Origin of the sequence: Chitinophaga polysaccharea, assembly GCF_007829335.1 — a bacterium.
Taxonomy (GTDB): Bacteria; Bacteroidota; Bacteroidia; order Chitinophagales; family Chitinophagaceae; genus Chitinophaga; species Chitinophaga polysaccharea_B.
In genome coordinates, this window is record NZ_VIWO01000009.1 from 100,754 (window position 1) to 124,008 (window position 23,255).

Annotated in this window: 17 protein-coding genes; 15 read left to right on the forward strand and 2 right to left on the reverse strand. The window is 48.7% G+C overall.

The window, feature by feature from the left end:
* Positions 1 to 112 precede the first annotated feature (112 nt).
* The 9 genes from FHW36_RS25200 (at position 113) to FHW36_RS25240 (ending at position 12,851) form a co-directional block, all read left to right on the forward strand.
* Positions 113 to 400, forward strand: coding sequence for a hypothetical protein (locus FHW36_RS25200; protein ID WP_145673267.1), 288 nt, complete (start codon positions 113 to 115; stop codon positions 398 to 400).
* A gap of 139 nt (positions 401 to 539) precedes the next feature.
* A complete protein-coding gene (locus FHW36_RS25205) occupies positions 540 to 3,074 on the forward strand; it encodes a galactose oxidase (RefSeq protein ID WP_145673269.1) in 2,535 nt (844 codons plus the stop codon).
* 570 nt (positions 3,075 to 3,644) lie between these two features.
* Positions 3,645 to 6,644, forward strand: a complete 3,000-nt coding sequence (locus tag FHW36_RS25210; RefSeq protein WP_145673271.1) for a SusC/RagA family TonB-linked outer membrane protein — start codon at positions 3,645 to 3,647, stop codon at positions 6,642 to 6,644.
* A 47-nt stretch (positions 6,645 to 6,691) separates the two neighbouring features.
* Positions 6,692 to 8,251, forward strand: coding sequence for a RagB/SusD family nutrient uptake outer membrane protein (locus tag FHW36_RS25215; RefSeq protein ID WP_145673273.1), 1,560 nt, complete (start codon positions 6,692 to 6,694; stop codon positions 8,249 to 8,251).
* A 112-nt stretch (positions 8,252 to 8,363) separates the two neighbouring features.
* A complete protein-coding gene (locus FHW36_RS25220; protein WP_145673275.1) occupies positions 8,364 to 10,622 on the forward strand; it encodes a GH92 family glycosyl hydrolase in 2,259 nt (752 codons plus the stop codon).
* A gap of 55 nt (positions 10,623 to 10,677) precedes the next feature.
* Positions 10,678 to 11,178, forward strand: coding sequence for a 2'-5' RNA ligase family protein (locus tag FHW36_RS25225; protein WP_145673277.1), 501 nt, complete (start codon positions 10,678 to 10,680; stop codon positions 11,176 to 11,178).
* A 67-nt stretch (positions 11,179 to 11,245) separates the two neighbouring features.
* Positions 11,246 to 11,752 carry a hypothetical protein gene (locus tag FHW36_RS25230; protein ID WP_145673279.1) on the forward strand — a complete coding sequence of 169 codons (507 nt, stop codon included), beginning with the start codon at positions 11,246 to 11,248 and terminating at the stop codon, positions 11,750 to 11,752.
* 110 nt (positions 11,753 to 11,862) lie between these two features.
* Complete coding sequence (locus FHW36_RS25235; RefSeq protein WP_145673281.1) at positions 11,863 to 12,171, forward strand: hypothetical protein; 309 nt, start codon at positions 11,863 to 11,865, stop codon at positions 12,169 to 12,171.
* Positions 12,165 to 12,851 carry an ATP-binding cassette domain-containing protein gene (locus tag FHW36_RS25240; RefSeq protein ID WP_145673283.1) on the forward strand — a complete coding sequence of 229 codons (687 nt, stop codon included), beginning with the start codon at positions 12,165 to 12,167 and terminating at the stop codon, positions 12,849 to 12,851. Before FHW36_RS25235 ends, FHW36_RS25240 begins: the two co-directional genes overlap by 7 nt.
* Before the next feature lie 83 nt (positions 12,852 to 12,934).
* On the opposite strand, the gene FHW36_RS25245 is transcribed toward FHW36_RS25240, so the two are convergent.
* Positions 12,935 to 13,687, reverse strand: a complete 753-nt coding sequence (locus tag FHW36_RS25245) for an XRE family transcriptional regulator (RefSeq protein WP_145673285.1) — start codon at positions 13,685 to 13,687, stop codon at positions 12,935 to 12,937.
* A gap of 58 nt (positions 13,688 to 13,745) precedes the next feature.
* Positions 13,746 to 14,882, reverse strand: a complete 1,137-nt coding sequence (locus FHW36_RS25250; RefSeq protein WP_145673287.1) for a TlpA disulfide reductase family protein — start codon at positions 14,880 to 14,882, stop codon at positions 13,746 to 13,748.
* A gap of 89 nt (positions 14,883 to 14,971) precedes the next feature.
* Here FHW36_RS25250 and FHW36_RS25255 point away from each other — a divergent pair, with 89 nt between their 5' ends.
* From FHW36_RS25255 to FHW36_RS25280, 6 genes are all read left to right on the forward strand, one after another.
* Positions 14,972 to 15,274: a hypothetical protein gene (locus FHW36_RS25255; protein WP_145673288.1), complete on the forward strand. Its 303-nt coding sequence runs from the start codon at positions 14,972 to 14,974 to the stop codon at positions 15,272 to 15,274.
* Positions 15,275 to 15,347: 73 nt separating this feature from the next.
* Positions 15,348 to 16,100 (forward strand): helix-turn-helix transcriptional regulator, encoded by a 753-nt coding sequence (locus tag FHW36_RS25260; RefSeq protein ID WP_186452592.1) that lies wholly within the window; start codon positions 15,348 to 15,350, stop codon positions 16,098 to 16,100.
* Between the two features lie 189 nt (positions 16,101 to 16,289).
* Positions 16,290 to 16,904 carry an RNA polymerase sigma-70 factor gene (locus tag FHW36_RS25265; protein ID WP_145673292.1) on the forward strand — a complete coding sequence of 205 codons (615 nt, stop codon included), beginning with the start codon at positions 16,290 to 16,292 and terminating at the stop codon, positions 16,902 to 16,904.
* 150 nt (positions 16,905 to 17,054) lie between these two features.
* Positions 17,055 to 18,074: a FecR family protein gene (locus FHW36_RS25270; protein WP_145673293.1), complete on the forward strand. Its 1,020-nt coding sequence runs from the start codon at positions 17,055 to 17,057 to the stop codon at positions 18,072 to 18,074.
* Positions 18,075 to 18,128: 54 nt separating this feature from the next.
* On the forward strand, positions 18,129 to 21,611 hold the full coding sequence (locus FHW36_RS25275; RefSeq protein WP_145673295.1) for a TonB-dependent receptor: 3,483 nt from the start codon (positions 18,129 to 18,131) through the stop codon (positions 21,609 to 21,611).
* Between the two features lie 19 nt (positions 21,612 to 21,630).
* A complete protein-coding gene (locus FHW36_RS25280; protein WP_145673297.1) occupies positions 21,631 to 23,238 on the forward strand; it encodes a RagB/SusD family nutrient uptake outer membrane protein in 1,608 nt (535 codons plus the stop codon).
* Positions 23,239 to 23,255: the final 17 nt, after the last annotated feature.

Below are 23,255 nucleotides of genomic sequence, written 5' to 3' on the forward strand. Positions count from 1 at the left end.
GATGTGCCTCCTTAAGCGCTAATTTAATATTAACAGCAAGCCCGGCATTGACAATTTGTATCCCGCTGCCGTATATTTGAGGGGGATATTCACAGGCAGGTAAAATTATAAGATGGATTTTAATCAGTTTAAGCAATCCTTGCAACAGGCGCGTCCACCGGAACATATTTCTGTGTTCCTGGAATCATTATGGTACGATGGCAAAGGTGATTGGGCCAGGGCCCACGACCTGGTCGACGATTTGCCCGGAACGACTGCCGCTCGTGTGCATGCCTACTTACACCGGGTGGAGGGCGACCTTGGCAACGCGGACTATTGGTACCGCCAGGCCGGAGAAAAACGTCCTGCCTGCTCCCTGCAGGAAGAGTGGGAGCTGCTGGTGCACCATTTTATAAAGTAACATCTCCTACATTTTACGGGTACTTTCTACATTTGTGATTGATTATTAGTGTATAGAAAAACACTAATTATTTGTATATTCCACGAAGCCCGGATCAGTTTATTATTGAATCGTTAGTTATTTTAGCCTTTAGCGGAGTATGTGGAAATTTATCCTTTTACTGTCCTTATCTGTTCTTCTTTTTATACCTGCTGATTATGCGCAGTCTTATGGACTTCGCTTTTCCAGCCATGAAGCAGTACAGGAAAAACGTACCTCGCTGGATCTTACCTCCACCGGTTCACTGTGTATTAAAAAGAATACCTCGCTGTCGTTCGACCTCAATTTTCTCCCTTATAAAGAAACATACTTTGGCTATGTAGTGCGCATCATTACGGATAGTCACCAGAATATAGACCTGGTATACAACCAGAAAGAACGCACTTTTAACTTCCTGATCGGCGAAAATTATTCCACCGCTTTCGTGGTGGATTCCGCTGCCCTGTTTGGCCAGTGGACCCGTATCGGGATTGCATTTGATGTGACGGGCCGCCAGGCTGCTGTTTCGGTCAATGGCCGCACCATTGCCCATGGCCCCGTGAAATTACCCGCGGGTACGTGTATGCACGTGTTTTTTGGCACCAACACCTACGAGGGGTTTCAAACAGTAGATATTCCGCCAATGAACCTCCGGGATATCCAGGTAAGTGAGGAAGGACAGGTTAAATACAAGTGGCCCCTGTCGGAAAATGATGGGCAGATAGCCGTGGACGTGATAGCCGGGAAAAAGGCTGCCATCCGGAATGCCGACTGGATTGGGCCTAAACACCGGCAATGGCGCATGCTGCAAAGCTGGGAAATAAACGGTAACCCCAGTGTGGCTTTCGATCGGGACAACGAAGTACTGTATGTGGTGTCGCGCGACTCCCTGTATGACATCTCGTTTAAGCAGGAGTTGAAACAAGCCCTGAAATTATCACAGCCACTGGATTCTCTCATGCCAGGCAACCAGTCGGTATTCAATCCTTTTAATCATCGCCTGTATAATTATTATATAGATCATCAGAAAGCAGGCACCTATGATACGGTAGCCCGCAAATGGGATGTGAGCTATGCGCCAGACCTGCTCACGGTTTTCTGGCAGGCCAATAAGTTCGTATCCCGTACCGACTCCTCCCTGTATGTATTGCTGGGATACGGACAATTACAATATAAAAACAAAGTACAGCGGTACCGGTTTGCCGATAAACAATGGGATTCCGTTGCTACTACCGGCGAGCGGATGACGCCACGTTACCTGGCGGCGGCAGGCGCCACGCCCAATGGCGATACCACCTATGTGCTGGGAGGATATGGCAGTAACAGCGGTAACCAGGTGGTGAACCCCCGCCATTACTACGACCTGGTGCGGTACGTGGTAAAGGACCGGGCGTTTCATAAAATATACCAGTTGCCCGACCCGCCCACACAATTTTGCTTTGCCAACAGCCTGGTACTTGATACCGACCATAAAACCTGGTATGCGCTGATTTTCCCCGACGACAAATTCAATACTACGTTACAGCTGATTCGCGGGTCGCTGGAAATACCCGGGTATACACCGCTGGCGGGGACTATTCCCTATTCTTTTCACGACATCAAGTCATTCGCCGATCTCTATTATTGTAAAGACAGTAAGCAACTGGTGGCGGTAACCCTGTATACGTCGAAAGATAACGTGACTACCGTGAAGGTATATACGCTGGAGTTTCCGCCGGAATTGCTCACAACCGATGCGGCTTTGCCAGTATCATCGCCATTCCGTTGGTACTATTTACTGGCGCTGCCGGTCTTGGGACTGCTGGTATGGTGGTGGAAAGCCCGTCGCCGGCAGCCGGTTACGGTGCAGCCTGTGGTGACAGCACCGGGAGAGAAGGTAGTGATGCCGGAGCCTCTACCGGAGCCGGAAATGGAGTTATTACCCGAACCTGATAAACGGGGACATATCTTTTTCTTCGGGCCATTTGAAGTACAGGATAAAGAAGGGCAGGACGTTACCAAATTCTTTACGCCGTTGTTGAAGGAATTGTTCCTCCTGATCAGCATTCATACCCTGCGTACTGGCAAAGGCATTTCATCGGAAAGGCTGTATGCCACCCTTTGGCGCGATAAGTCGAACAAGGAGGCGCAGAATAACCGTTCGGTGAATATGGTAAAGCTGAAAGCGATCCTGGATAAGTTGGGCGCCTGCGCATTTGTGAAGGAGGCCGACCGCTGGAGCTTACAATATGCGCCTTCCGATATCCGGATGGACCTGGCCGATTTCCAGCAGCTGTTGCAGGCGCCGCGCCCATTCAATAAGGACCGGGTACGGGAGCTGCTGGGTATCCTGCGCCGGGGCGCTTTCCTGCCTGATGCCAATTACACCTGGCTGGAAGATATTCAGTCGGAGATTTCCAACGCTGCGCTGACAATGTTGACCGATGCCGCGGAGCAGTTCCCCGCCGATGCCGAGTTCCTGATCGAAATAGCTGATAGTATCTTCCTCTTTGACCCGGTAAATGAAGAGGCGTTGCGACTCAAATGCAGCAGTCTAATTTCCCTCGGTCGTCATTCACTGGCAAAAGCAGCCTTCAATAAATTCACCAAAGAATACCTCCATATGTACGGAGAAGAGTTCCCGCAGGTGTTCACCGACTTCTCCGGTGATAAATAAAAAATAATTTTCCCGGTTTTAATACCAGCGTTAGTGCTTTATTAGTGCCTTCATTAAGGGACGGCTACTAATTTGCAGGTAACAAATGAATAAGACAAGATTCCACGTCTTGGGCACTTAGGCCGTTTTTATTACAAATGATAGCATGCTGGTGAGGTAGTTCACCGGCATTTTTTTTACGGGTACCCACCTGAACCCGCCTACGAAAAGAACGAAACCGGAATAGCAGGTCAGTTAAAGTGAAATAAAATAGATATTTTTCAAAATATTGGTTATTAGCATATTATGAATGTTAGTTGTTAGATAACTTTCACTGTATTTAATATTTTACTTTAAGTGACAGACACCTGCGCCGCGGCCTCCATATATAGGAACGCCATCCCGGGCACGCGTCTGCGGGACGATGTTTATGACCAACGAAATAGCCCGCCTTCTTATCTCTCTCCCAAAAAAAAATTAAGAAAATGCCTCCATTAATGCTCCTGTTAGTTCCTTATTAGCGCTGCCGTTAGCCCCCTGGAGCTTACTTGCAGGGTATTATTTTTTATCAATCGAAATATCAATCACGTTATGAAAAGAGTGCTATTGCTGATGCTCCTTGCATCAGGTCTGCTACAGACCTATGCTCAAAAGCAGTTGACAAAGGGTAAAGTGCTGGATGAAACCGGCCATCCGCTACCCGGCGCCACTGTACGGGTAAAAGGGACTACCATCTCCAGCCCCACAAATGCCCAGGGCGAATTCCAGGTTAATACCGGGGAAACATCCAACCCGGTTTTGATCATCTCCTACATTGGATACATTACCGCGGAAGCGCCGGTTACCGGAAACGGTGCGGTATCGGTGCAGCTGAAAACTGATCCCCGCTCTTTAAACGACGTGGTAGTAGTAGGTTATGGTACCCAAAAGAAAAGAGATGTTACCGGCGCTACCAGCTCCATCAAGGCAGTAGACATTGCCAAACGCCCGCTGGTAAGAGTAGAGCAGGCCTTGCAGGGCACTACCTCCGGTGTAACGGTGCAAAGCGGCAGCGGTCAGCCGGGAAAAGGACTGAGTGTACGTATCCGCGGCGCCAGCTCCGTGAGTGGCGGTAACGACCCGCTCTATGTAATCGACGGTTACATTGGCGGCAATATTGAATCGGTAAGTCCCGCCGACATTGCCTCCGTGGAAATCCTGAAAGACGCTTCCGCTACTGCCATCTATGGCTCCAGGGGGTCCAATGGCGTAGTGCTCATTACCACCCAATCGGGCAAAGAAGGGAAGCCCCGGGTCAACTTCAGCTCCTGGCTCAGCAAAGCCAGCATCCCCAAAAAACTGAGTTTGATGAACGCCTTTCAATTTGCGGAACAGGTAAATAAATATACCCTCGCAAAAGATAACAGCGCTACGCCTCCCTTCAGCGATGCCGACCTGAAAGGCTTTCAGAACAATCCCGGCACCGATTGGCAGGATGCCATCACGCAGGAACCCTGGATCCAGAATTACCAGGTAAGCGTTTCCGGCGGATCGGCCAATGTGAAATATTTCTTCTCCTACAATCATCTCGATCAGCCAGGTATCCTCATTAACCAGTGGTATAAAAGAAATACCCTGAGAGCCAATATGGATGCAAAGCTCAACGACCGGATGAACCTGAAGGTCAACATCACCGCCGTATTGCCTCAGACACACAATACGGACTACTCCGGCGATATCACCGATCCATTTGCGCAAGCGTATCAATACGATCCCACCGTGCCGGTAAAAGATGCCAGCGGGAACTATACCCCTGGTTCTCCCCGGGCTTCCAACCAGTATAACCCGGTAGCCAACGCTATGAACCGGTCGGTAGATGTAAACACCACCAACGTTACGGCTACTGGCATATTCACTTATCGCATCCTGGATCACCTCACCTTTACGTCCAACAACAGCTACGAGCTGCAGTCGCAATTGAGCCAGTCGGTGTTCCCCCTGGCAACCAATGAAGGCAACGTGAAAAATGACTATGCACAGGCTGAAACCAATCGTTACCGCAGCTGGCAAAACAGTAACTTCCTCACTTATACCAACCGGTTTGGCGATCATGCGCTCACGGTAACTGCCCTGTTTGAGCAGGCCTCCAAAACTAACACCAACGTAAAGGCACAGGCGAAGAATTTGTCGAGTTACAATAACGGCTATTATAACCTGGGTCTGGGTGGTACACAGCTTACCACCAGCGGATACTGGGCAGATGCGCTCATCTCTTATATGGGCAGGGTGAACTATGCCTATAAGGATAAATACCTGTTGACCGCCGCGGTTCGTACCGATGGCTCGTCTCACCTCACGCAGAAATATTCCACGTTCCCCTCCGTGGCCTTGGGTTGGGTGATCAATAAGGAGCGCTTCATGGAGCAGTCGCGCGTGGTGACGGGCTTGAAGCTACGGGCCAGCTACGGACAAACCGGTAACCAGGCCGTTCCAGCCTATGCTACCATTGCGCAGATCAACAGTGGTGGTCCCGCTTATTATTTCGACGGCTCCACGCCTTCTGTATCTACGCCGCTGGGAACACCGGTATCACAAAGCCTGCAATGGGAAAAGAATACCACCTATGATGTAGGGATCGATGCGGAGTTGTTCCGCGGCCGCCTCACCTTCACCGCCGATGCCTATAACCGCCAGATCACCGACCTGCTGTACAACGTTCCCAATGCCAGTTATTATGGTGGCGGCAACTACCAGAAGAACCTCGGCAGCCTGGAAAATAAGGGATTAGAGTTCAGTATCGGGGGCATGCCGGTAGCTGGTAATAAATTCAAATGGACCAGTAACTTCAATATTTCCTTCAATCGCAATAAGGTATTGAACCTGGGCGGTATCGATAATGTGATCGTCAATAATATAGGCTCCGCACAAAATGGCGCCGCCATTCTGAAAGTGGGGCAGCCGCTGGGTTCTTTCTTCGGATATAAATTCCTGGGCACCTGGAAAACAGCGCAGGCCGCGGAAGCCGCCTTGTATAATGCCAAACCTGGTGATGCCCGGTACGAAGACCTGGATAACAGCCACTCCTATACGTCGGCCGACTTGCAGGTAGTAGGTAATGGTACCCCGAAGTTTGGTTTCGGGTTTATCAATGATTTCAGCTACGGCAACTGGAGCATGAATGTAATGTTCCAGGGCACCCACGGCAACCAGATCTATTCTTTCACTACGCCGTATACCCTCGGCGGGCTGGGAGATGCCCGTCATGCAACGTCTACGGAGGTGCTGCATATGTGGACGCCGGAAAATCAAACTAACGTGCCTACCTATACCAGCAACAGCTTCCTGACCAGCAGCCGTTGGGTATATGATGCCAGCTATATTAAGCTGAAAAACATATCGCTTACCTATACTTTCCCGGAGAGGATCCTCAGCAGGATCCATGTCAACAGCCTGGATATTTACGTGAGCGCGCAGAACATCTGGACTGTCACCAACTACCCCGGGTACGATCCGGAAGTAACCAATGCCACCAACGCCATTACACAAGGGTTGGAAACGGGCACTATTCCTAACCCCAAAACATATACGGTGGGATTGAGACTAGGCTTATAAGTGACCAAGGAAAAGCAAAGGATTACATTTTTCTAAAAACTACGATTATGAACTTGAGATATTTAATGCCCCTGGCGGCAGCGGTGGTAATGGGAACGGCCTCCTGTGTGAAGCTGACAGAGGACCCGAAAGGAAATTTAACTACTACCAATTATTTCGCTACCCAAAAAGACCTGGACGCCGCGGTGAGCGCTATTTACCAGCGGCTGAGTGTAGACGGCGCCTGGGCCTTTACCAATAAAAGCACGTCTTATTTTGGAGCAGATGACCTCACTACCGATAAGGGCCTGAACAAGCAGGACTTCCGCGAGTTCGACAAGCTGGAAGGTACCAGCACCAATGAAAGCCTGAAGGCGCAGTGGAATGGCCCATGGAGCGCCATTTACCAGGCCAACAACGTATTGCTCAATTACCAAAAGGTACCTACCACCGATGCCAACAGTGTGGATGCCCGCAACCACTCGGCGGGGCAGGCCTATTTCCTGCGGGGCCTCTGTTATTTTATGCTGGTAAGGACTTTCGGCGCCGTGCCTATTGTAGACAAGCAGGCAGAAATATCTGTGGTACCGCCAAGAGCAGACGTAGCGCATATTTATGAATTTATTGTGAACGACCTGAAACAGGCCACTACATTGTTGCCGGCCAAATGGTCGTCTGGCACCGATGTGGGAAAGGCTACCAGCCTGGCAGCAAGGGCATTGCTGGCTAACGTATACCTGACCATGGCAGGTTGGCCCCTCCATCAAACGGCCAACTATGCGCTGGCGGCTACCGAAGCAGATGCGGTGATCCAGGCCAGGCAATACACACTGATGGATGACTACCTCCAGGTGTTCAGAACCAACAATAATGCGGAAAGCATTTTCGGGATACAGTTTAATGTAGGCGGTAATGCGCCTAACCGCTCTTTTGGGTCTACCAGTGTACCATTGGAAGAAACTGCACTGGATGGTTCCGGCGGCTGGGACGATTTTTACCCCGAGGTCAATTTTTACCTGAATGCGCCCAAATGTAAACGTACCGACGAAACGTTTTATACCACTATTAAGCTCCGTAATGCCGATAATAAAACGTACACGCTGGTGAATTGGGATAATTCACTGACCAATGCCCGGCATCCTTATTATAAGAAGTTCCGTTATGGCGTAGGGGATGGGGTACAGGAAACAGACAACACCATTATACAAATTAAGCCCAGCACCAATAAAACCACAGACGTGATCCGTTATGCCGAAACGCTACTCACTTATGCAGAAGCGGCCGCTATGTCGGAGGGAAATCCTTCTGCCAAAGCCTATAGTGCGGTAAATGAAGTGAGGCAGCGTGCCGGGTTACCGCCTTTAACACAAGGCTTGCCGGCAGCAGCTTTCCGCGATTCGGTAGTATATGAAAGAGCCTACGAGTTTGCCGGCGAATTTGGTCAACGCTGGTTTGATATTGTGCGGTTGCAGCTGTTGCCCAAAGTGTTGGCAGCCCGCAGCACTACCGCAGAACAAAATAAGATCAACAGCAATTCGCTCACCAACCCGGGGCCCCGGTACCTGGCCCCGATACCGTTTGGTGATCTGAGTCTCAGCCCCGGCTGGACTCAGAATCCGGGTTACTGAGTGTCCTGATTTGACCCGTAATAGTTTAATCATGCCTTGTGCATGATTAAACTATTTTGTTAATTCGTTGCGCAGCCAACAGCAATTTCTCTCGGCATATAAACTATAGTGAATGAATAAAGTAACGTGGAAGCTGTGCAGCCTTTTACTGCTCACACCTTTTGTATCCTTGCCGGACTATGCCGCCACTGCGGCCTGCCGCGATTCTGTTCCCGGACCTAAGCAAAGTATCGACCTGGTAGATCCTACCATTGGCAACGTAGGACAACTGCTGGAACCTACCCGGCCCACCGTGCAGCTGCCTAACCAGCTGATACGGTTTACACCACAGCGGAAAGATTTTATGGACGACCAGATCGATAACTTCCCTTTAACCATTGTATCGCACCGCTTAGGACAGGTGTTTGCACTCAAGCCCACCTTACAAACGCCTTCAAAGCAAGCCTGGCAAGCCAGGATGGCGTATGACCATAACCTGGAAGTAAACAAGCCATGGTATTATTCTACCTGGCTGCTCGACGACGAGATCAACGTGGAGTTTACTGCCGGCAGGAAAACAGGGTATTACCGCTTTCGTTTCCCGCAAAACAAAAGCAAGTCGCTTTTGCTCGATGTATATAATGAGGGGGCATCGGCCTTTCAATTTTTACCCGGGAACGTGCTTACCGGCATGGAAACCTATAACGGTGACATCAAGATATACCTGTTTGGCGTATTCAGTGAAGCCGGCACGCCAGGTGTAGTAGAACAGGACCAGTTAACGAACCATACCAGCGTTAGCGGCAAAGGCAGCAAAGCCTGGATTACTTTCCCGGCCACCACCAGGGAAGTGACTTTTAAGTATGGTATCAGCTACATCAGCGCAGAACAGGCAAAAAAGAACTATGAAACAGAGATCAGCAAAAAAGAATTTGATGCCGTAGCTGCCAATGGCAAAAAGGCCTGGTCAGAGGTCCTGTCGCAGGTACAGGTGAAAGGAGGTACACTGGCGCAGCAGCGGTCTTTTTATACCGCCTTATACCGTTGTTATGAAAGGGCGGTGGATATTACGGAAGATGGACAATACTACAGCGGTTTCGATAAACAGGTGCACCGCGACAGCCGTCCGTTTTACGTAGATGACTGGTCCTGGGATACCTACCTGGCCTTGCACCCGTTGCGAATGATCCTCAACCCGGCCAGGGAGGAAGACATGTTGGAATCATATGTACATATGTACGAGCAAAGCGGCTGGATGCCTACTTTCCCGGTGTTGTTTGGCGACCATGCCTGTATGAATGGGTTCCATTCTTCCGTGGTAATGCTGGATGCCTGGCGGAAAGGGCTGAAGCGATTCAATATTGAGAAGGCCTATGAAGGCATGCGCAAAAATGCTACCGAGGCCACCATGTTGCCCTGGCGCAATGGCCCCAAAACAGTGCTCGACGATATATACAGGGAGAAGGGATATTTTCCCGCCCTGCATAAAGGAGAAAAAGAAACCGTACCTGAAGTACATGACTTTGAAAAACGACAGGCCGTAGCAGTGACGCTGGGCGGCGCCTACGATGACTGGGCGGTAGCTGAACTGGCGGGCGACCTGCACAAGACCGATGATCAGCGCCTGTTTGCACCCAGGGCTAAAAATTATAAAAACCTGTGGAATGCCGACAAAGGATTTTTTCTTCCGAAAGACGACAAAGGCGAGTGGATCGACATCAACGTAAAGTATGATGGTGGCCTGGGTGGCCGCGATTATTATGATGAAAATAATGGGTGGACTTACCTGTGGCAGGTGCAACAAGACATTCCGGGGTTGATTGGTTTAATGGGAGGGAAGCAGGCCTTCGTTAACCGGCTGGATCAACTGTTCCGCGAACCGCTGGACATGTCGCGGTATACTTTCTGGAATAAGTTTCCCGATGCCACCGGCCTGGTAGGGCAGTACTCTATGGGAAATGAGCCCAGCTTCCATATTCCTTACCTGTATAACTATGCAGGCGCCCCCTGGAAAACGCAGCTGCGCATCCGGTTTTTACTCGATGCCTGGTTTAAAGACAATATCTTCGGTATTCCCGGCGATGAAGATGGCGGCGGTATGTCGGCCTTTGTCGTATTTTCTTCCATGGGATTTTACCCGGTAACACCTGGCATCCCGGAATATACCATCGGCAGCCCCGTATTTGAAAAGGTAAGTATTGCTTTGCCCAACCAAAAGCACTTTACTGTAGTGGCGCATAACAGCTCTGTTGTGAATAAATATATCCAGCAGGCAAAGTTCAATGGGCAACCTTTGAATAAGCCCACGTTTACCCACCAGCAGCTGGTGGATGGTGGCACACTGGAGCTGTTTATGGGCCCCAGGCCCAATAAGAGCTGGGGCGTGCAGTAAATAATGAATAGAAAGAGACAGGCGGAGCCTGTCTCTTTTACTTATCTTCGTTGCTATGAAGATGATCGTTACACTGGAACTGGATACCGCCGCCAACAACTTCTTTAACCAGCTGCGCCAGCAATATTATCCCGCCCATGCCAACCAGGTAAACGCTCACCTGAGTCTATTCTACTGCCTGCCCGACGAGCCGGCCATCCCTGCTACCTTGTCCACCTTTACCGCTCATACCCCTTTTTCGCTGCAGGTGAGCGGCCTGCAACGCTATCCTAACGGCCTGGCCTATACGCTCACGGCCAACACGCTATTGTCGCTGCACCAGGCATTGCAGCAGCATTGGGAACCCTGGCTTATTCCGCGCGACCGTCAGCCTTTGCGCCCGCATATTACCATTATGAATGGAGTCACCGATTTCAAGGCACAGCAGCTGTATGAAAAATTACAATCGTCGTTTCAGCCTTTTGCCGTACAAGCCACCGGTATAGGATTGTGGCAATACCAGAAAGGTCCGTGGAAACTAAAACAGTTGTATGCTTTTGATATGCGCGAGAGATAAAATGAATGTATGATGTAATTTTTTTATATTTACATCCTCAAAAACCACATACGCGAAATACCTACCTATGAAACAACGCTACCTATTACTCCTTATCCTATTGATGGGATCCTTCCTTTCGATGTCGGCTCAGCAAAATGTGAGCAATCCCGGCAGCCGGGCCAAGGCGGCCATCCAGTTTACCAAAATACTGGAAGAAGCGGCCATGGCTTATCCACCGCACCTGTCTTACCTGACGGAGCAGGGTGCTAAAATTGAATCCGGTTTCCGGATCAGTGAAGATGGTACTTTATCGGTTACTTTCCGGTACCCGGTAGAAAACAGCTTTGCCTTATACCGTCTTACTGCGCCAATCAGCGCCATAAAGAGCGTATTCTATGACTATTATATAGGACTGGAGTTTGAAGGAGCGGTAGTAAATATCACGGAAAGCGACAAAGGCAGCCGGGAACTGAAAGAAAGCAATAAGATGAATCTTTTTCATATTGCCATGCCTGGCGACGGCCCGAATGGCGAACGGCTGAAGGCCCGATTTGAACAAGGATTGCAGGCCTTCCGGGAAAGTTATAAGTAGGGCGGGCACGCAGGAAATAAAGCAGCAAAGGTGCAGGGAACTTATCAACTTCTATGCGGCTTTGCTGCTTTATGTTTTTGTAGTTTATATTTAATGTGTAAATGCGCCACATGAAACTTTTACTTCATTATCATACATCGCTCAGCAGTTTTAATATTCCCTTTTCATTGTTTGCGGGGGGATTAGGGTATGCGATGAATGTGAATACTTTCAGCGGTTATATGACCGGTTTCTTCTTGTCGCTGTTAAGTGGCGGTTTCCTGTTGTCGGTATTTTTTTATGAGCTGAGATATGCATCCCGTTATTACTTCTATTATAATAAAGGCTATTCCAAAACGTGGTTGGTAGGGGTATCGTATCTTTTAAACGTTGGTCTGTGGGGTGTTTACCAGTTTATCAAATATATAGGACCATGGTGAGAAATGAATTGTTGGCCGACAGTGTATATAAATGCTTTGGTAGCTGGGAAATATTAACTGATTGTTTTGTGCGTTGTTATACCGGGGAGGTAGTAGGTATTTTAGGGAGAAATGGTTGCGGCAAGTCAACTTTCCTGAAAATCATTTTTGGCGCCATGGCAGCTGAGCATAAGTATGTCAGCATAAACGGCAAAAAGTATGATACGCCGTATAAAACAAAAGGGCTGATGGCTTATTTGCCGCAGCGTGATTTTTTACCGGGTAATCTGACGGTAGAGGAAGTAATCCGTTTGTATACCGATAGCCGGGAAGAGCGGGAGTGTTTGTTGGAACATGCCTGGATCACTTCTTATCTCCGTCATAAAGTGGATACTTTATCCGGTGGGGAATGCCGCTACCTGGAGATATTGTTGCTGGTCAATTCTCCTGCCAAATTCATATTATTGGACGAGCCATTTAATGGATTGGATCCGCTGATGAAAGAGCGGGTGGTAGCTTTGATCCAGGCTGCCCGTGCCAGTAAAGGGTTTATTATCACGGATCACGATTACCGTAATATTATTGCCACCAGCGACCGTATTATTTTAGTTACCAATGGCGTGTTTAAAAATATTAGCGATTTGGAAGAGCTGGAACGCTGGCAGTATTTGCCGCCGGGGCGTGCCGCAGAGCTGGAGTAGCAAGCAAGGCAACAAAGGAGTAAAGCAGTTTAAAAATTATTCCTTTGCTGCATTGCTCCTTTATTGCTTTATGTACCATCTTTTCAGACAGCCTTTGCCTCGGGCAGTTGTTTACTGATATATCCTATGAACGTCCATATTTCCAGGATTTCGTCGATATGCACAGTAGTAGTATCGTAGGCACTGTTGAGCGAATGAAGCGACAGCGTCCTGTTTTGCTTAATGTGGTTACCCACTACTTTGAACACTATTTCTTCCTCTCCGCCTTTCAATATCAGTACACAGGCGGTATTGTTTTTCAGGTGTGACCAGTCTTCCAGGTATTGGGCAATGATATGACTGCCATCGGGAATGGGCTCCATAGAGTCGCCGCTGATGGGAAACATGCGGATGGTTTTGCCCCTGGGTAATTCCGGTAGCGTGAATTTAGGCAGTGCCGCGATAAATGCCGGGTCGCTAAAGCCGCTGCGGTAGCCTGCTCTGGCTTTGGCTGGCACGTATTCCATATTTTCTTCGTTATGTTCATCCACGGTTATGGGCAAAATGCGTATATGCCTGCCCGTGAGGTCTATCTTTTTGCCAGTTTCCAGTTCTTCCAGCTGGGCCTCCGGGAGCAGCGACAAATCCGTTTTTATGAGCAGGTCCATGTCTACCTGGAAGAATCCGGCAATCAGTACCAGGTCTTCCATCCGTGGATTGCGTGTTTTACCGCTTTCCTGTGCGGTGATTTTATTCCTGTTGAGTCCCAGTAAATCGGAGAGGTGTTGTTGTGAGAGTTTCTTTCGTGTCCGTAATAGTTTTAGATTAGCGGCCCAGAAAAGGGGCTGTTTGTCCATGTATTATATATTTATAATAAATTATATTTATAATTAATAAGGACAAATGTAGGGCTTTTTACGGATTCTGCGGTTGTAAAAGGCTACTGAGTTGTTGTTTGATAGATTCCCCGTGCAGGTCTTTATTAAAGATCATACCGGTAGAATCGATGAGATAGTTTTGTGGAAGGGCTTTTACGCTATAGGTTTTAGCGGCGTCGTTTTTATCTCTGGTGGGGTCGGAGAGGTTTGTCCAGGTAAGACTGTCCTGCTGAATAGCTTCGAGCATATATTTCCGGTCAACCGGCGGATCGAGGGCGATACTGATCACCGTAAAATTTTTGTCTTTGAAGGCCTTGTAGGCATCCCGGATATATTGGTGTTCGCGGCGGCAGGGTTCGCACCAGGAGGCCCAGAAATCGAGCAGCACTACTTTTCCTTTAAAGTCGGAGAGACGTACCGGTTTCCCGTTGATATCGGGGACCATAAAATCCGGGGCATCGGAGCCGATGGTAAGATTCCTGGCTCGTTGTATCTCCTCTCCAAAGTCTTTACCGGCGGGGGTACTGCGTACTCTTTCCGACAGTTTTTTGAAAATAGGTTCTATTTCATCGGGGTTGATTTGTATCCCGGCAATTTCTATCAGGGCCACAAGGCTATAGTAGGAATCGGGATTTTCAGCGATGTATTTGTGTTGCAGCAATTTTCTGGCTTCGTTGGCCACCTGGTATTCCTGGGTGATTTTAGCCTGTTCAGCAGGGGTGGCGCCGCTCCGGTTATATTTTCTGGTAAGCCGCTCCATGGGTTTACGCACGGCTTTCAGGTAGCTATTATAGTTTTTTAGTTCCCCTACAATGGGGGAACTGATGCGGGCGCTGTTGATGCTATCGGTGGCGGTTACCCTGGTATCGCCCCGGTCGAGCAGGAATATTTTCAGGTCGGCGTTGGGAGGAAGCTGGTTGGCATCCATACATCCGTTATGATGGTCTACCACCAGCATGGCATGTGCGGGTCCGTCTATCGTTCCTTCAAAATGAAATGCCCCGTTGACGGTTTCAGTGGAATCGACCACTAATTTTTCATTGATTATTTTATGCAGGTATACTTTAGCGGGTCCATTCTGGCGGGTAAACTTTCCGTTTAGTACGTAGGTTGCAGGCTGTGCGGTCATAAAAATGGGCCAGCTCAATAAGGCGCAAATTGTTATTTTTTTCATAAGATACTTATCTGCATCCGAAACTATTAACAAAATTTGCTCAATTCGTGTTCGAATCTATTTGTTAATCAGGAATAACAAAAAAAAGTATGGCCAATCATAGTAAATCGCCTCATATACTCAATACCTCTACCAATCTCCTGGGATTTTGCCTGATTGTGTTGACTTCCATCAAAGTGGCCCGGTTGAACAATGCCACTATTATTGACGATTGTACCGGGATAGCAGCCATATTACTGATGGCGAGTTGTTTGCTATCCTTCTTATCGATGAAAACGCGCCGGGACAAACATGGAGAGCGACTGGAACAAATAGCCGATTATACCTTCCTCGTGGCACTGATATGTGTGAGTATTTCAATTGTTTTCGTATCTTTTAATATCCTGAGCTAAAAAAGCTGGCTATTTGTTGTACCCGTTCACAACGATAGGTAACGGTTTTCCTGTTTGTAAATTTGAAATGCCTATGTATGAAGCAGCCAGAAAAATATGGAAGGTAGTCGCGGAAAACGTGGCGCCGCCGCTGTCGATACCCGAATTGGATATACAAAAAAAGATACTTCCCTTTTTCCAGGTAGGTGATTGTTATTACTTTATTTTTAATGCCACCAGGGGAGAGTTTGATTATGTACATCCAGGTATTGCGGACATATTGGGCTATAGGGCAGAGGAATGTACCGTGGCCAAAATAATGAGTTATATACATCCCGAAGACATTGGCTGGTTCCTGGATTTTGAACAGCAGGCAGTAGCTTTTTTCGAATGGCTGCCTATCGATAAAATACTGAAATATAAAGTGCGCTACGATCTGCGCGTGCGCAAAGCCGATGGGCAGTACCTGCGGATGCTGCACCAAACCACGCCGCTGCAGCATGGCGAAGATGGCGCCATATTACGTACTTTCGGGGTACATATCGATATTACCCACCTGAAATCATCCGGGCCGCCGGTATTATCCTTTGTGGGATTGGATGGAGAGCCGTCTTATTTAAATATAGATATTAAGAAAGGGTTTAGCCCCTCTCATGAAGTGCTGACCCGGCGGGAAAAGCAAGTGCTGGAGCTGTTGCTGCTGGGCATGTCGAGCCGGAAAATTGCCGATGAGTTAAATATCAGCCGTCAAACGGTAGACAAACACCGCAAGAACATGCTGCAAAAAACAGGTGTCCATTCTTCCGCCGAAATGGTAGTAAAGGCCCTGAAGGAAGGTTGGGTATAAGCCCGCGGCTTGATAAAGCGTATTTTTAACGTTTAAAGAGGACGGGGGCGTTGTTGTTTTTATTATTCCTTTTATTTATTATTGCTCCCGGAAGGGCGCCAACCAAAATATAGCCCTTACCAGGCAACCAAATCAATACAGCGTTTTTCTTTTTTTTTGTCCATTTAGCAAAAACGTTTTAGCGCAACCATGAGCATGGATGAAATCAGTGAATGGCAGATGCAGATAGCACGTTATGATGATGAGCAGGCTTTTTCAAGGCTGTTTCGTCACCAGTACGAGCGGTTGTTGCAGTTTTGTATCCGCTACGTACATGTACGGGAGGTGGCGGAAGAAATTGTGTCCGATGTGTTCGTAAAACTCTGGAACCGCCGCAGTGAGCTGGAGAAGGTATCCAATTTACAGGTATACCTTTTCGTAGCGGTCAAGAACCATTCGCTCAACTACCTGGAACAATATTCCCATTTACGTATTGTACCGCTATCAGGGTCGGATACAGCGGATCTGTGCAATAGTGTAGACCTGGAGCGGGACCTGGAATGGAAGGAGATGCGTTTCAAAATGGACCAGATCGTGGCCGCCCTGCCCGCCCAATGCCGGCGTATTTTCCAGCTGATCAAAGAAGACGGCTTTAAATATAAGGAGGTGGCCGAAATCCTGAATATTTCTCCGAGGACTGTAGAAACCCAGCTGTTCCGGGCTATGCGCCGTTTGAATGAAGGCCTGGGCTCCCTGGGAAAACCAAAGAATGTGTTGCCTCCCTTGCTGGTATTGCTGGCGCTCTCTTTCCCGGGAATATGCTGACCCGTATCAACAGCCCCGCTTTGCATCATTGTTTTATCCTTTTGCTCCGCTTATTACCCTCTCTCCCGAAAAAATTAAAAAAATATTTTCCCTGCCTGTAAGTAATTCCTGCTTCGGTACCTGTCCTTATTCCTGAACAGATTCCATATTATGATAAACGAAGCGCATTTTGTATTACTGGTCACGCGTAAGCTGGCAGGATCCGCCAGCCCGGCAGAGCTGTCGGAGCTGGAGCAACTGCTGGTCCAACACCCGGCATTAAAAGAGCGGTACAACCAACTGTGCCACTATTTTAATGATGCCCGGCACCTGGCGGCGGAAGATACAGAACAGGCCCTGCAACGTACCTGGGCTAAAATTAAATCGCCTCCCGTGGCGGCGCCCGCGGCGCCGGTAATAATAAAACGCATGACCACCTGGAAATGGGCCGCAGCAGTGGCTGCAGCCGCCTGTTTGCTCGGGGGAGTTCTCTACTTCTTTAATCAGCCGGCAAAGGTAAACACCCCCATGGCCCAACAATGGTTGAAACGTAAGAATGGCCAGGCTTCCCGCTCCTTTATTGAGCTGGCAGACGGCAGTAAGATATGGCTGAATGCAGAAAGTATGCTCACCTATCCGCAGCAATTCAACGGCAACAGCCGGGAAATTTACCTGGAAGGAGAAGCCTTTTTCGATGTAGCCACCAACGCGAAACGACCATTTATTGTGCATCTGAAGAATGGTACCATCAAGGTATTGGGGACTTCTTTCAATATCCGCGCTTACGAAAACGAACCGCTTCAAACCGCAGTAGTAACGGGAAAGATCGCCTTTATCCCCCGGTATGAAGATGCCCGGAAAGCCAGCGATACCATCCTGGTAACCCCGGATGTGAAGATTACCTACACCGCCAGTAGCGGTACCCTGGTGAAAAATAACACCATCGGGGCTGAAGACAAAGCGTGGACAGAAGGACGGTTGATCTTCAAAAATGCAACACTGGAAGAAATAGGCGCAAGCCTGCAACGCAATTTCAACCGGCAGGTCATCTTCGAAAACAATGCACCCAGGCAGTGCCGCCTTACCGGCTCCTTCCATAATAATTCGCTGGAAGACATTATGTATTACCTAAGCAGATCAAAAGCATTCCACTATCGTATCACTGACTCAACGCTTGTTATCGGGGAATAACAGGTATCTGTAAGCCAACGTCAAACATTTATTCATTTTAATCACCACTACGTTATGAGAAAGGAACTATACAAGCCTTCTTTTCGCCAGCCTTTCCTATCACTGATTGTTTGTTTATCGTTGCTGAGCGTGCTGGACCTGCGTGCACAGGTGGCCTATGCGGCAGGCCTGCGGCGGCAGGTACAGCACCAGCCGGCAAAGGAGCGGGAAAGACCGCCAGCGCTCAACTACCTCGTTAGCCTGCAGGTAGAAAATGCCACGCTGGCACAAGTACTGGAAAAAATAGAAGCACAAACCTCCCTGGTATTTGTCTATGCCAACGATGATATCAAAGCAGCACAAAAAATATCCCTTACTGTAAAGGATAATAAGCTGGATGATGTGTTGCAGATGATCCTGCCACCGTTGGAAATCCATTATGAATATATCGCCAATAAAATTATCCTCAAAAAAGGAGATGCCAGCACTATCGGTGCCCAACAGCAGGAACTGATCATCACGGGCCGCATAGTGGATAGCAAGGGACAAGCCATTCCCGGTGTCAATATCCGTCTGAAAGGGCAGAGCATTGGCACCGTTACCAATGCAGAAGGCAACTATACGCTGAAAGTGCCGGCAGTAGCGGCAAACGGGGTACTGATATTTTCTTCTGTCGGGTATACGGCCACTGAAATCGCCATCGACGGAAGAACCAGTATCATGGTAACCCTCAGCGCCGACCCAAAAGACCTGGGAGAAGTAGTGGTTACGGCTTATGGACAACAGCAGAAAAAGCAGGTGACGGCGGCCATCAGCACCGTATCTTCCAAAGACATTACCAGCAGGCCATCGGTAAATATGTTCCAGGCTTTACAGGGACAGGCGCCCAACCTGATCATGCAGCAGAATACCGCTGAACCGGGAGCCGCCATGACCATGAACATCCGTGGGGTGGGTAGCTTAACCGGCAACGCACCGCTGGTAATCATTGATGGTATACAAGCCGGCAACAGCGGCTTGCAGAACCTGAACCCTTATGATGTAGAAACCATCTCTGTATTAAAAGATGCAGCATCGGCCGCTATTTACGGTTCACAGGCAGCTAACGGTGTTGTATATATTACCACCAAAAAAGGTAAGAAAGATGAGCGCCCTTCTGTACAATATAATGGCATGTACGGCTGGCAAACGCCTACTACACTACCCCGTCAGGTAGAAGCCTGGCAGTACATGACCCTGAAAAATGAAGCGCTGGTGAACTCCGGTAAAACACCACAGTTTTCACCTTCCGATATCAAGTACTGGCACGACCGCGGTTCCGAACCTGGTATGCTTTCGGAAATGATCCGGAAATATACGCCGCAGCAAAATCATAATGTCAGCCTGACCGGCGGTGGTAAAACCAGCAGCTACCTGCTTTCCCTGGGATACCTGGATCAGGGCAACATGCTACAGAATAAATATGTGCCACAGGACTTCTTTTATAAAAGATACAATGCCCGCTTAAACGTATCCGTCGACGTGAGTAAATACGTGAAAGTGAGTGGTAATGCAGCTTATACCCGTTCCAATTTCCGTACACAGGTAGCCGACATCGGCATGCTGATCCGCGATGCGATGCGCGTACCGCGTATTTACCCGGTAAAAGATACCCTGGGCAACTGGGTAGTGCCGGCCCTCACCAGCAACAGCGTATTTGCACAGCTGGCCGATATGGGATATAACCTGAAATCGGTTGATAACCTGATGGGGGGGCTCGATGTGGTGATCACACCCGTGAATCATTTCAGGATTAATCTGAATGCCTCCGGTAATTATAACATTGAGAATAATACCAGCCGCACCAACAAATTTACCTACGCACCTTATTATACCACGGCTACACCGCCCATGTATAACGAGTTGCATCAGAATGAATACAAAGATCTGACCACCAACATCTATGCTACAGCGGAGTATGAAAATACGTTTGGCAAGCACTATGTGAAAGGCCAGGTGGGCGCGCGTAGCGATGCTATCAATGAAAGCTATGGCCTGAGAGCAGACCGGTTTGGTACCACCAATCTCGATAACGACTGGTCTATCGGCGGTGGTTATATTCCTAAGCCAGATGGCACTTACGATTACCGGGATATAGGCACGTACAATGATATACGTAATCCGAATTTATATGCGTTGAACTCCTTGTTTGGCCGTTTGAACTACGCTTACAACGACAAATACCTGGCAGAGTTTACCTGGCGGTATGACGGTTCTTCCAAGCTGGCGCCGGGCCATCGCTGGCAGTTCTTCCCTGCGTTTTCACTGGGATGGAGACTGACCGATGAAGCTTTTATGGAAGAAGTGAAGAACCGTATCGGTAACTTTAAACTGCGCTATTCCTGGGGACAGGTGGGTAACTCTAATATTGGTGGTTTCAACTATTTGTCGCGTGTAAGTATCAACAACGCCAACTATTCCTTTAATAACTCTATTGCCCCTGGTAATACCTTTTCTACTTACAACGACCTGTTGAAGTGGGAAATTTCCACCATGAGCAACTATGGTGTGGACGCCGATTTCTTCAATGGCCGGTTAACTGCTTCCTTCGATTATTTTGATAAAATGACCACGGGTATTTACCTGTTCCAGACCGTACCGGGTACTGCGGGTACATCTGCGCCACTGGAAAACGTAGGAAAGGTAGATAACAAGGGCTGGGAGTTTACCGTGAACTATCGCGCCACTACCGGGGCTTTTCATCACAACTTCGGATTTAACCTGGCCGATAACCTCAACAAGGTAATTAAGTTTGGACAGGAGTCGGTGCGTGGTTCGGATGTAACCTTTATCATCAAGGAAGGCTACCCGATTGCATCTTATTATGGTTATAAGTCCAACGGTTTATACCAGAACCTCGACGATCTGAAGAATGCGCCTAAAGTACCGTTTGCCTATAACCAGCAGGTGATGCCGGGAGATATCAAATACATAGACCGTAACAAGGATGGCGTGATTGATGAAAACGACCGCTATATTTTCGGTAACCCGTTTCCCCGCTACACTTTTGGCTTTACCTACAATGTGAGCTGGAAGAACTTCGACTTTACCATGTTCTGGCAGGGAGTGGGCAAGCGTTCGCAGTTCCTGCGCGGCGATATTGTAGAGGCCTTCCACAATAATGAAGACCATGCCATGGTACAGCACCTGGATCGCTGGACGCCCACTAACCCGGATGCGAGCTATCCCCGTTTAACCATTGGATCGGCAGATGCCAACAACTTTGCCTATTCCGACTACTGGCTATTTGACACCAAATACCTACGCCTGAAGAACCTGCAGATCGGCTATAGCCTGCCGGCGTCGCTGATGAGACGGGCTGGTATGCAGGGCGTGCGGGTATATTTCACCAGTCAGAACCTGATAACGATTACGCCTAAACGTTTCCGCCAGCTGGGAGTGGATCCTGAGTTTTCCCAATTCGATGATAAGTTGAGCATGTCTAATTACAATCCTATTGCGGGGCGTAATTACCCGAATGCGGCCACGTTTTCTTTTGGTGTAGATGTAAAGTTTTGATGCCTAAACAATCACATGTATGAAGAAGTTAATTTTATCGATACTAGTTGCCGCGGGTTTGTTTGGCTGTCGTAAGCTGGATCAGCCGATTACGCGGGAGTTTACCGAAACCTCCTACTGGCGCAATTCGCAGGATGCGTTAGATGCCCTGGCTGCCTGTTATGAGCATTTATCCAAGGATGATTATTTCTTTGGAGACGAAGCGCTGAGCGACAACGCTTATAACAATGGGGGAGGGCTGCTGAATGTAAATGCCATTGCCAACGGCGGTTATGATGGCGCCAATGGCCGCGTAGCAGATACCTGGTCTTATTACTATACCACTATTCGCCGGTGCAATACCGTTACCACCAATATAGACCGGGTGCCGGCGATGGACGCCATGCTGAAGCGCCGTATTGTAGCCGAGGCCCGCTTTATCCGCGCCTATGCCTACTTCCAGCTGACCGTATCTTTCGGGGATGTACCTTTTTATACGGATCTGATTACGATTGATCAGTCGCGTGTGATTGCCCGTACCGACAAAAACACCGTACAGCAGTTTGTATTATCTGAGTTGGCCGATATCCAGAAAGACTTGCCCACCAACACCGACCAGGCGCAGGGCGACCGTGGCCGGGTGACCCGTGGCGCCGCCATTGCCATGAGTGCCCGTGTACACCTGTTTCGCGGCGAGTGGCAGGGAATAGTGAATGATTGCGAGCAGCTGATCGGTAAGACCAGCAACGGTACTTACTCCTTGTTTTCCGGCTATAGCAACCTGTTTACCGTAGCAAATGAATACAACCCTGAAGTGATCCTGGACCTGGAGTATGGTGGTGGCCGCACATACGATAAGCAACGCCAGTTTTTGCCACAAACCATTGCCGCGTTGAGAAGTGTGCTGGTGCCTACGCAGGACCTGGTGAATGATTATATCATGACCAATGGTAAAGCCATTACCGAGGCAGGTTCAGGCTATGATGAAAACAACCCGTATGCAAACAGGGACCCGCGTTTTGATGCAACCATCCTGCATCACGGTTCCAGGGTAACTGACTTCAACGGGGTGCAACAAACCATTTTGACGCAACCGGGATCCGTACCGGCTACCAACACGGTAGATGACCAGGGAGCTTCTCCCACCGGTTATTATTTCTATAAGTATTACGACCGGTCGGCCACCAATTATTCGTCGGGCTTAAACCTGATCCTGGTTCGCTATGCTGATGTGTTGCTGATGTATGCCGAAGCAAAGAATGAGTTAGGGCAGATGAATGCCACCATCTGGAACCAAACTATTCAGCCGCTGAGAGTGCGGGCGGGCTTCGCAGATGCCGGCGCTACGCAATTTAACGCGGCCCTGAACCAGGACCAGCAACGCGCCGTAATTCGCCGGGAAAGAAGAGCAGAGCTGACGTTTGAGGGATTGAGGATACTGGATATACGTCGCTGGAAAACTGCCGATGTAGTGATGAATAAGCCGGTGAGAGGGATTAAAGTAAGTTCCGGGGCTTTCAATAAAGATCCCAATGGATATATTATTGTAGAAAACAGGTTGTTCACCAACCCTAAACACTACCTGTGGCCGGTGCCCACAGTAGAACGCGATCAGAATAAAAATCTTTCACAAAACCAAGACTGGTAATCCTTCCACCTAAAACT

Bases quoted from the DNA above. Each gene is read 5' to 3' on its own strand.
- FHW36_RS25275 (WP_145673295.1), top strand. From the start codon at position 18,129: ATGAGAAAGGAACTATACAAGCCTTCTTTTCGCCAGCCTTTCCTATCA.
- FHW36_RS25220 (WP_145673275.1), top strand. From the start codon at position 8,364: ATGAATAAAGTAACGTGGAAGCTGTGCAGCCTTTTACTGCTCACACCT.
- FHW36_RS25265 (WP_145673292.1), top strand. From the start codon at position 16,290: ATGAGCATGGATGAAATCAGTGAATGGCAGATGCAGATAGCACGTTAT.
- FHW36_RS25225 (WP_145673277.1), top strand. From the start codon at position 10,678: ATGAAGATGATCGTTACACTGGAACTGGATACCGCCGCCAACAACTTC.
- FHW36_RS25235 (WP_145673281.1), top strand. From the start codon at position 11,863: ATGAAACTTTTACTTCATTATCATACATCGCTCAGCAGTTTTAATATT.
- FHW36_RS25230 (WP_145673279.1), top strand. From the start codon at position 11,246: ATGAAACAACGCTACCTATTACTCCTTATCCTATTGATGGGATCCTTC.
- FHW36_RS25200 (WP_145673267.1), top strand. From the start codon at position 113: ATGGATTTTAATCAGTTTAAGCAATCCTTGCAACAGGCGCGTCCACCG.
- FHW36_RS25210 (WP_145673271.1), top strand. From the start codon at position 3,645: ATGAAAAGAGTGCTATTGCTGATGCTCCTTGCATCAGGTCTGCTACAG.
- FHW36_RS25260 (WP_186452592.1), top strand. From the start codon at position 15,348: ATGTATGAAGCAGCCAGAAAAATATGGAAGGTAGTCGCGGAAAACGTG.
- FHW36_RS25270 (WP_145673293.1), top strand. From the start codon at position 17,055: ATGATAAACGAAGCGCATTTTGTATTACTGGTCACGCGTAAGCTGGCA.
- FHW36_RS25240 (WP_145673283.1), top strand. From the start codon at position 12,165: ATGGTGAGAAATGAATTGTTGGCCGACAGTGTATATAAATGCTTTGGT.
- FHW36_RS25280 (WP_145673297.1), top strand. From the start codon at position 21,631: ATGAAGAAGTTAATTTTATCGATACTAGTTGCCGCGGGTTTGTTTGGC.
- FHW36_RS25245 (WP_145673285.1), bottom strand. From the start codon at position 13,687: ATGGACAAACAGCCCCTTTTCTGGGCCGCTAATCTAAAACTATTACGG.
- FHW36_RS25250 (WP_145673287.1), bottom strand. From the start codon at position 14,882: ATGAAAAAAATAACAATTTGCGCCTTATTGAGCTGGCCCATTTTTATG.
- FHW36_RS25255 (WP_145673288.1), top strand. From the start codon at position 14,972: ATGGCCAATCATAGTAAATCGCCTCATATACTCAATACCTCTACCAAT.
- FHW36_RS25205 (WP_145673269.1), top strand. From the start codon at position 540: ATGTGGAAATTTATCCTTTTACTGTCCTTATCTGTTCTTCTTTTTATA.
- FHW36_RS25215 (WP_145673273.1), top strand. From the start codon at position 6,692: ATGAACTTGAGATATTTAATGCCCCTGGCGGCAGCGGTGGTAATGGGA.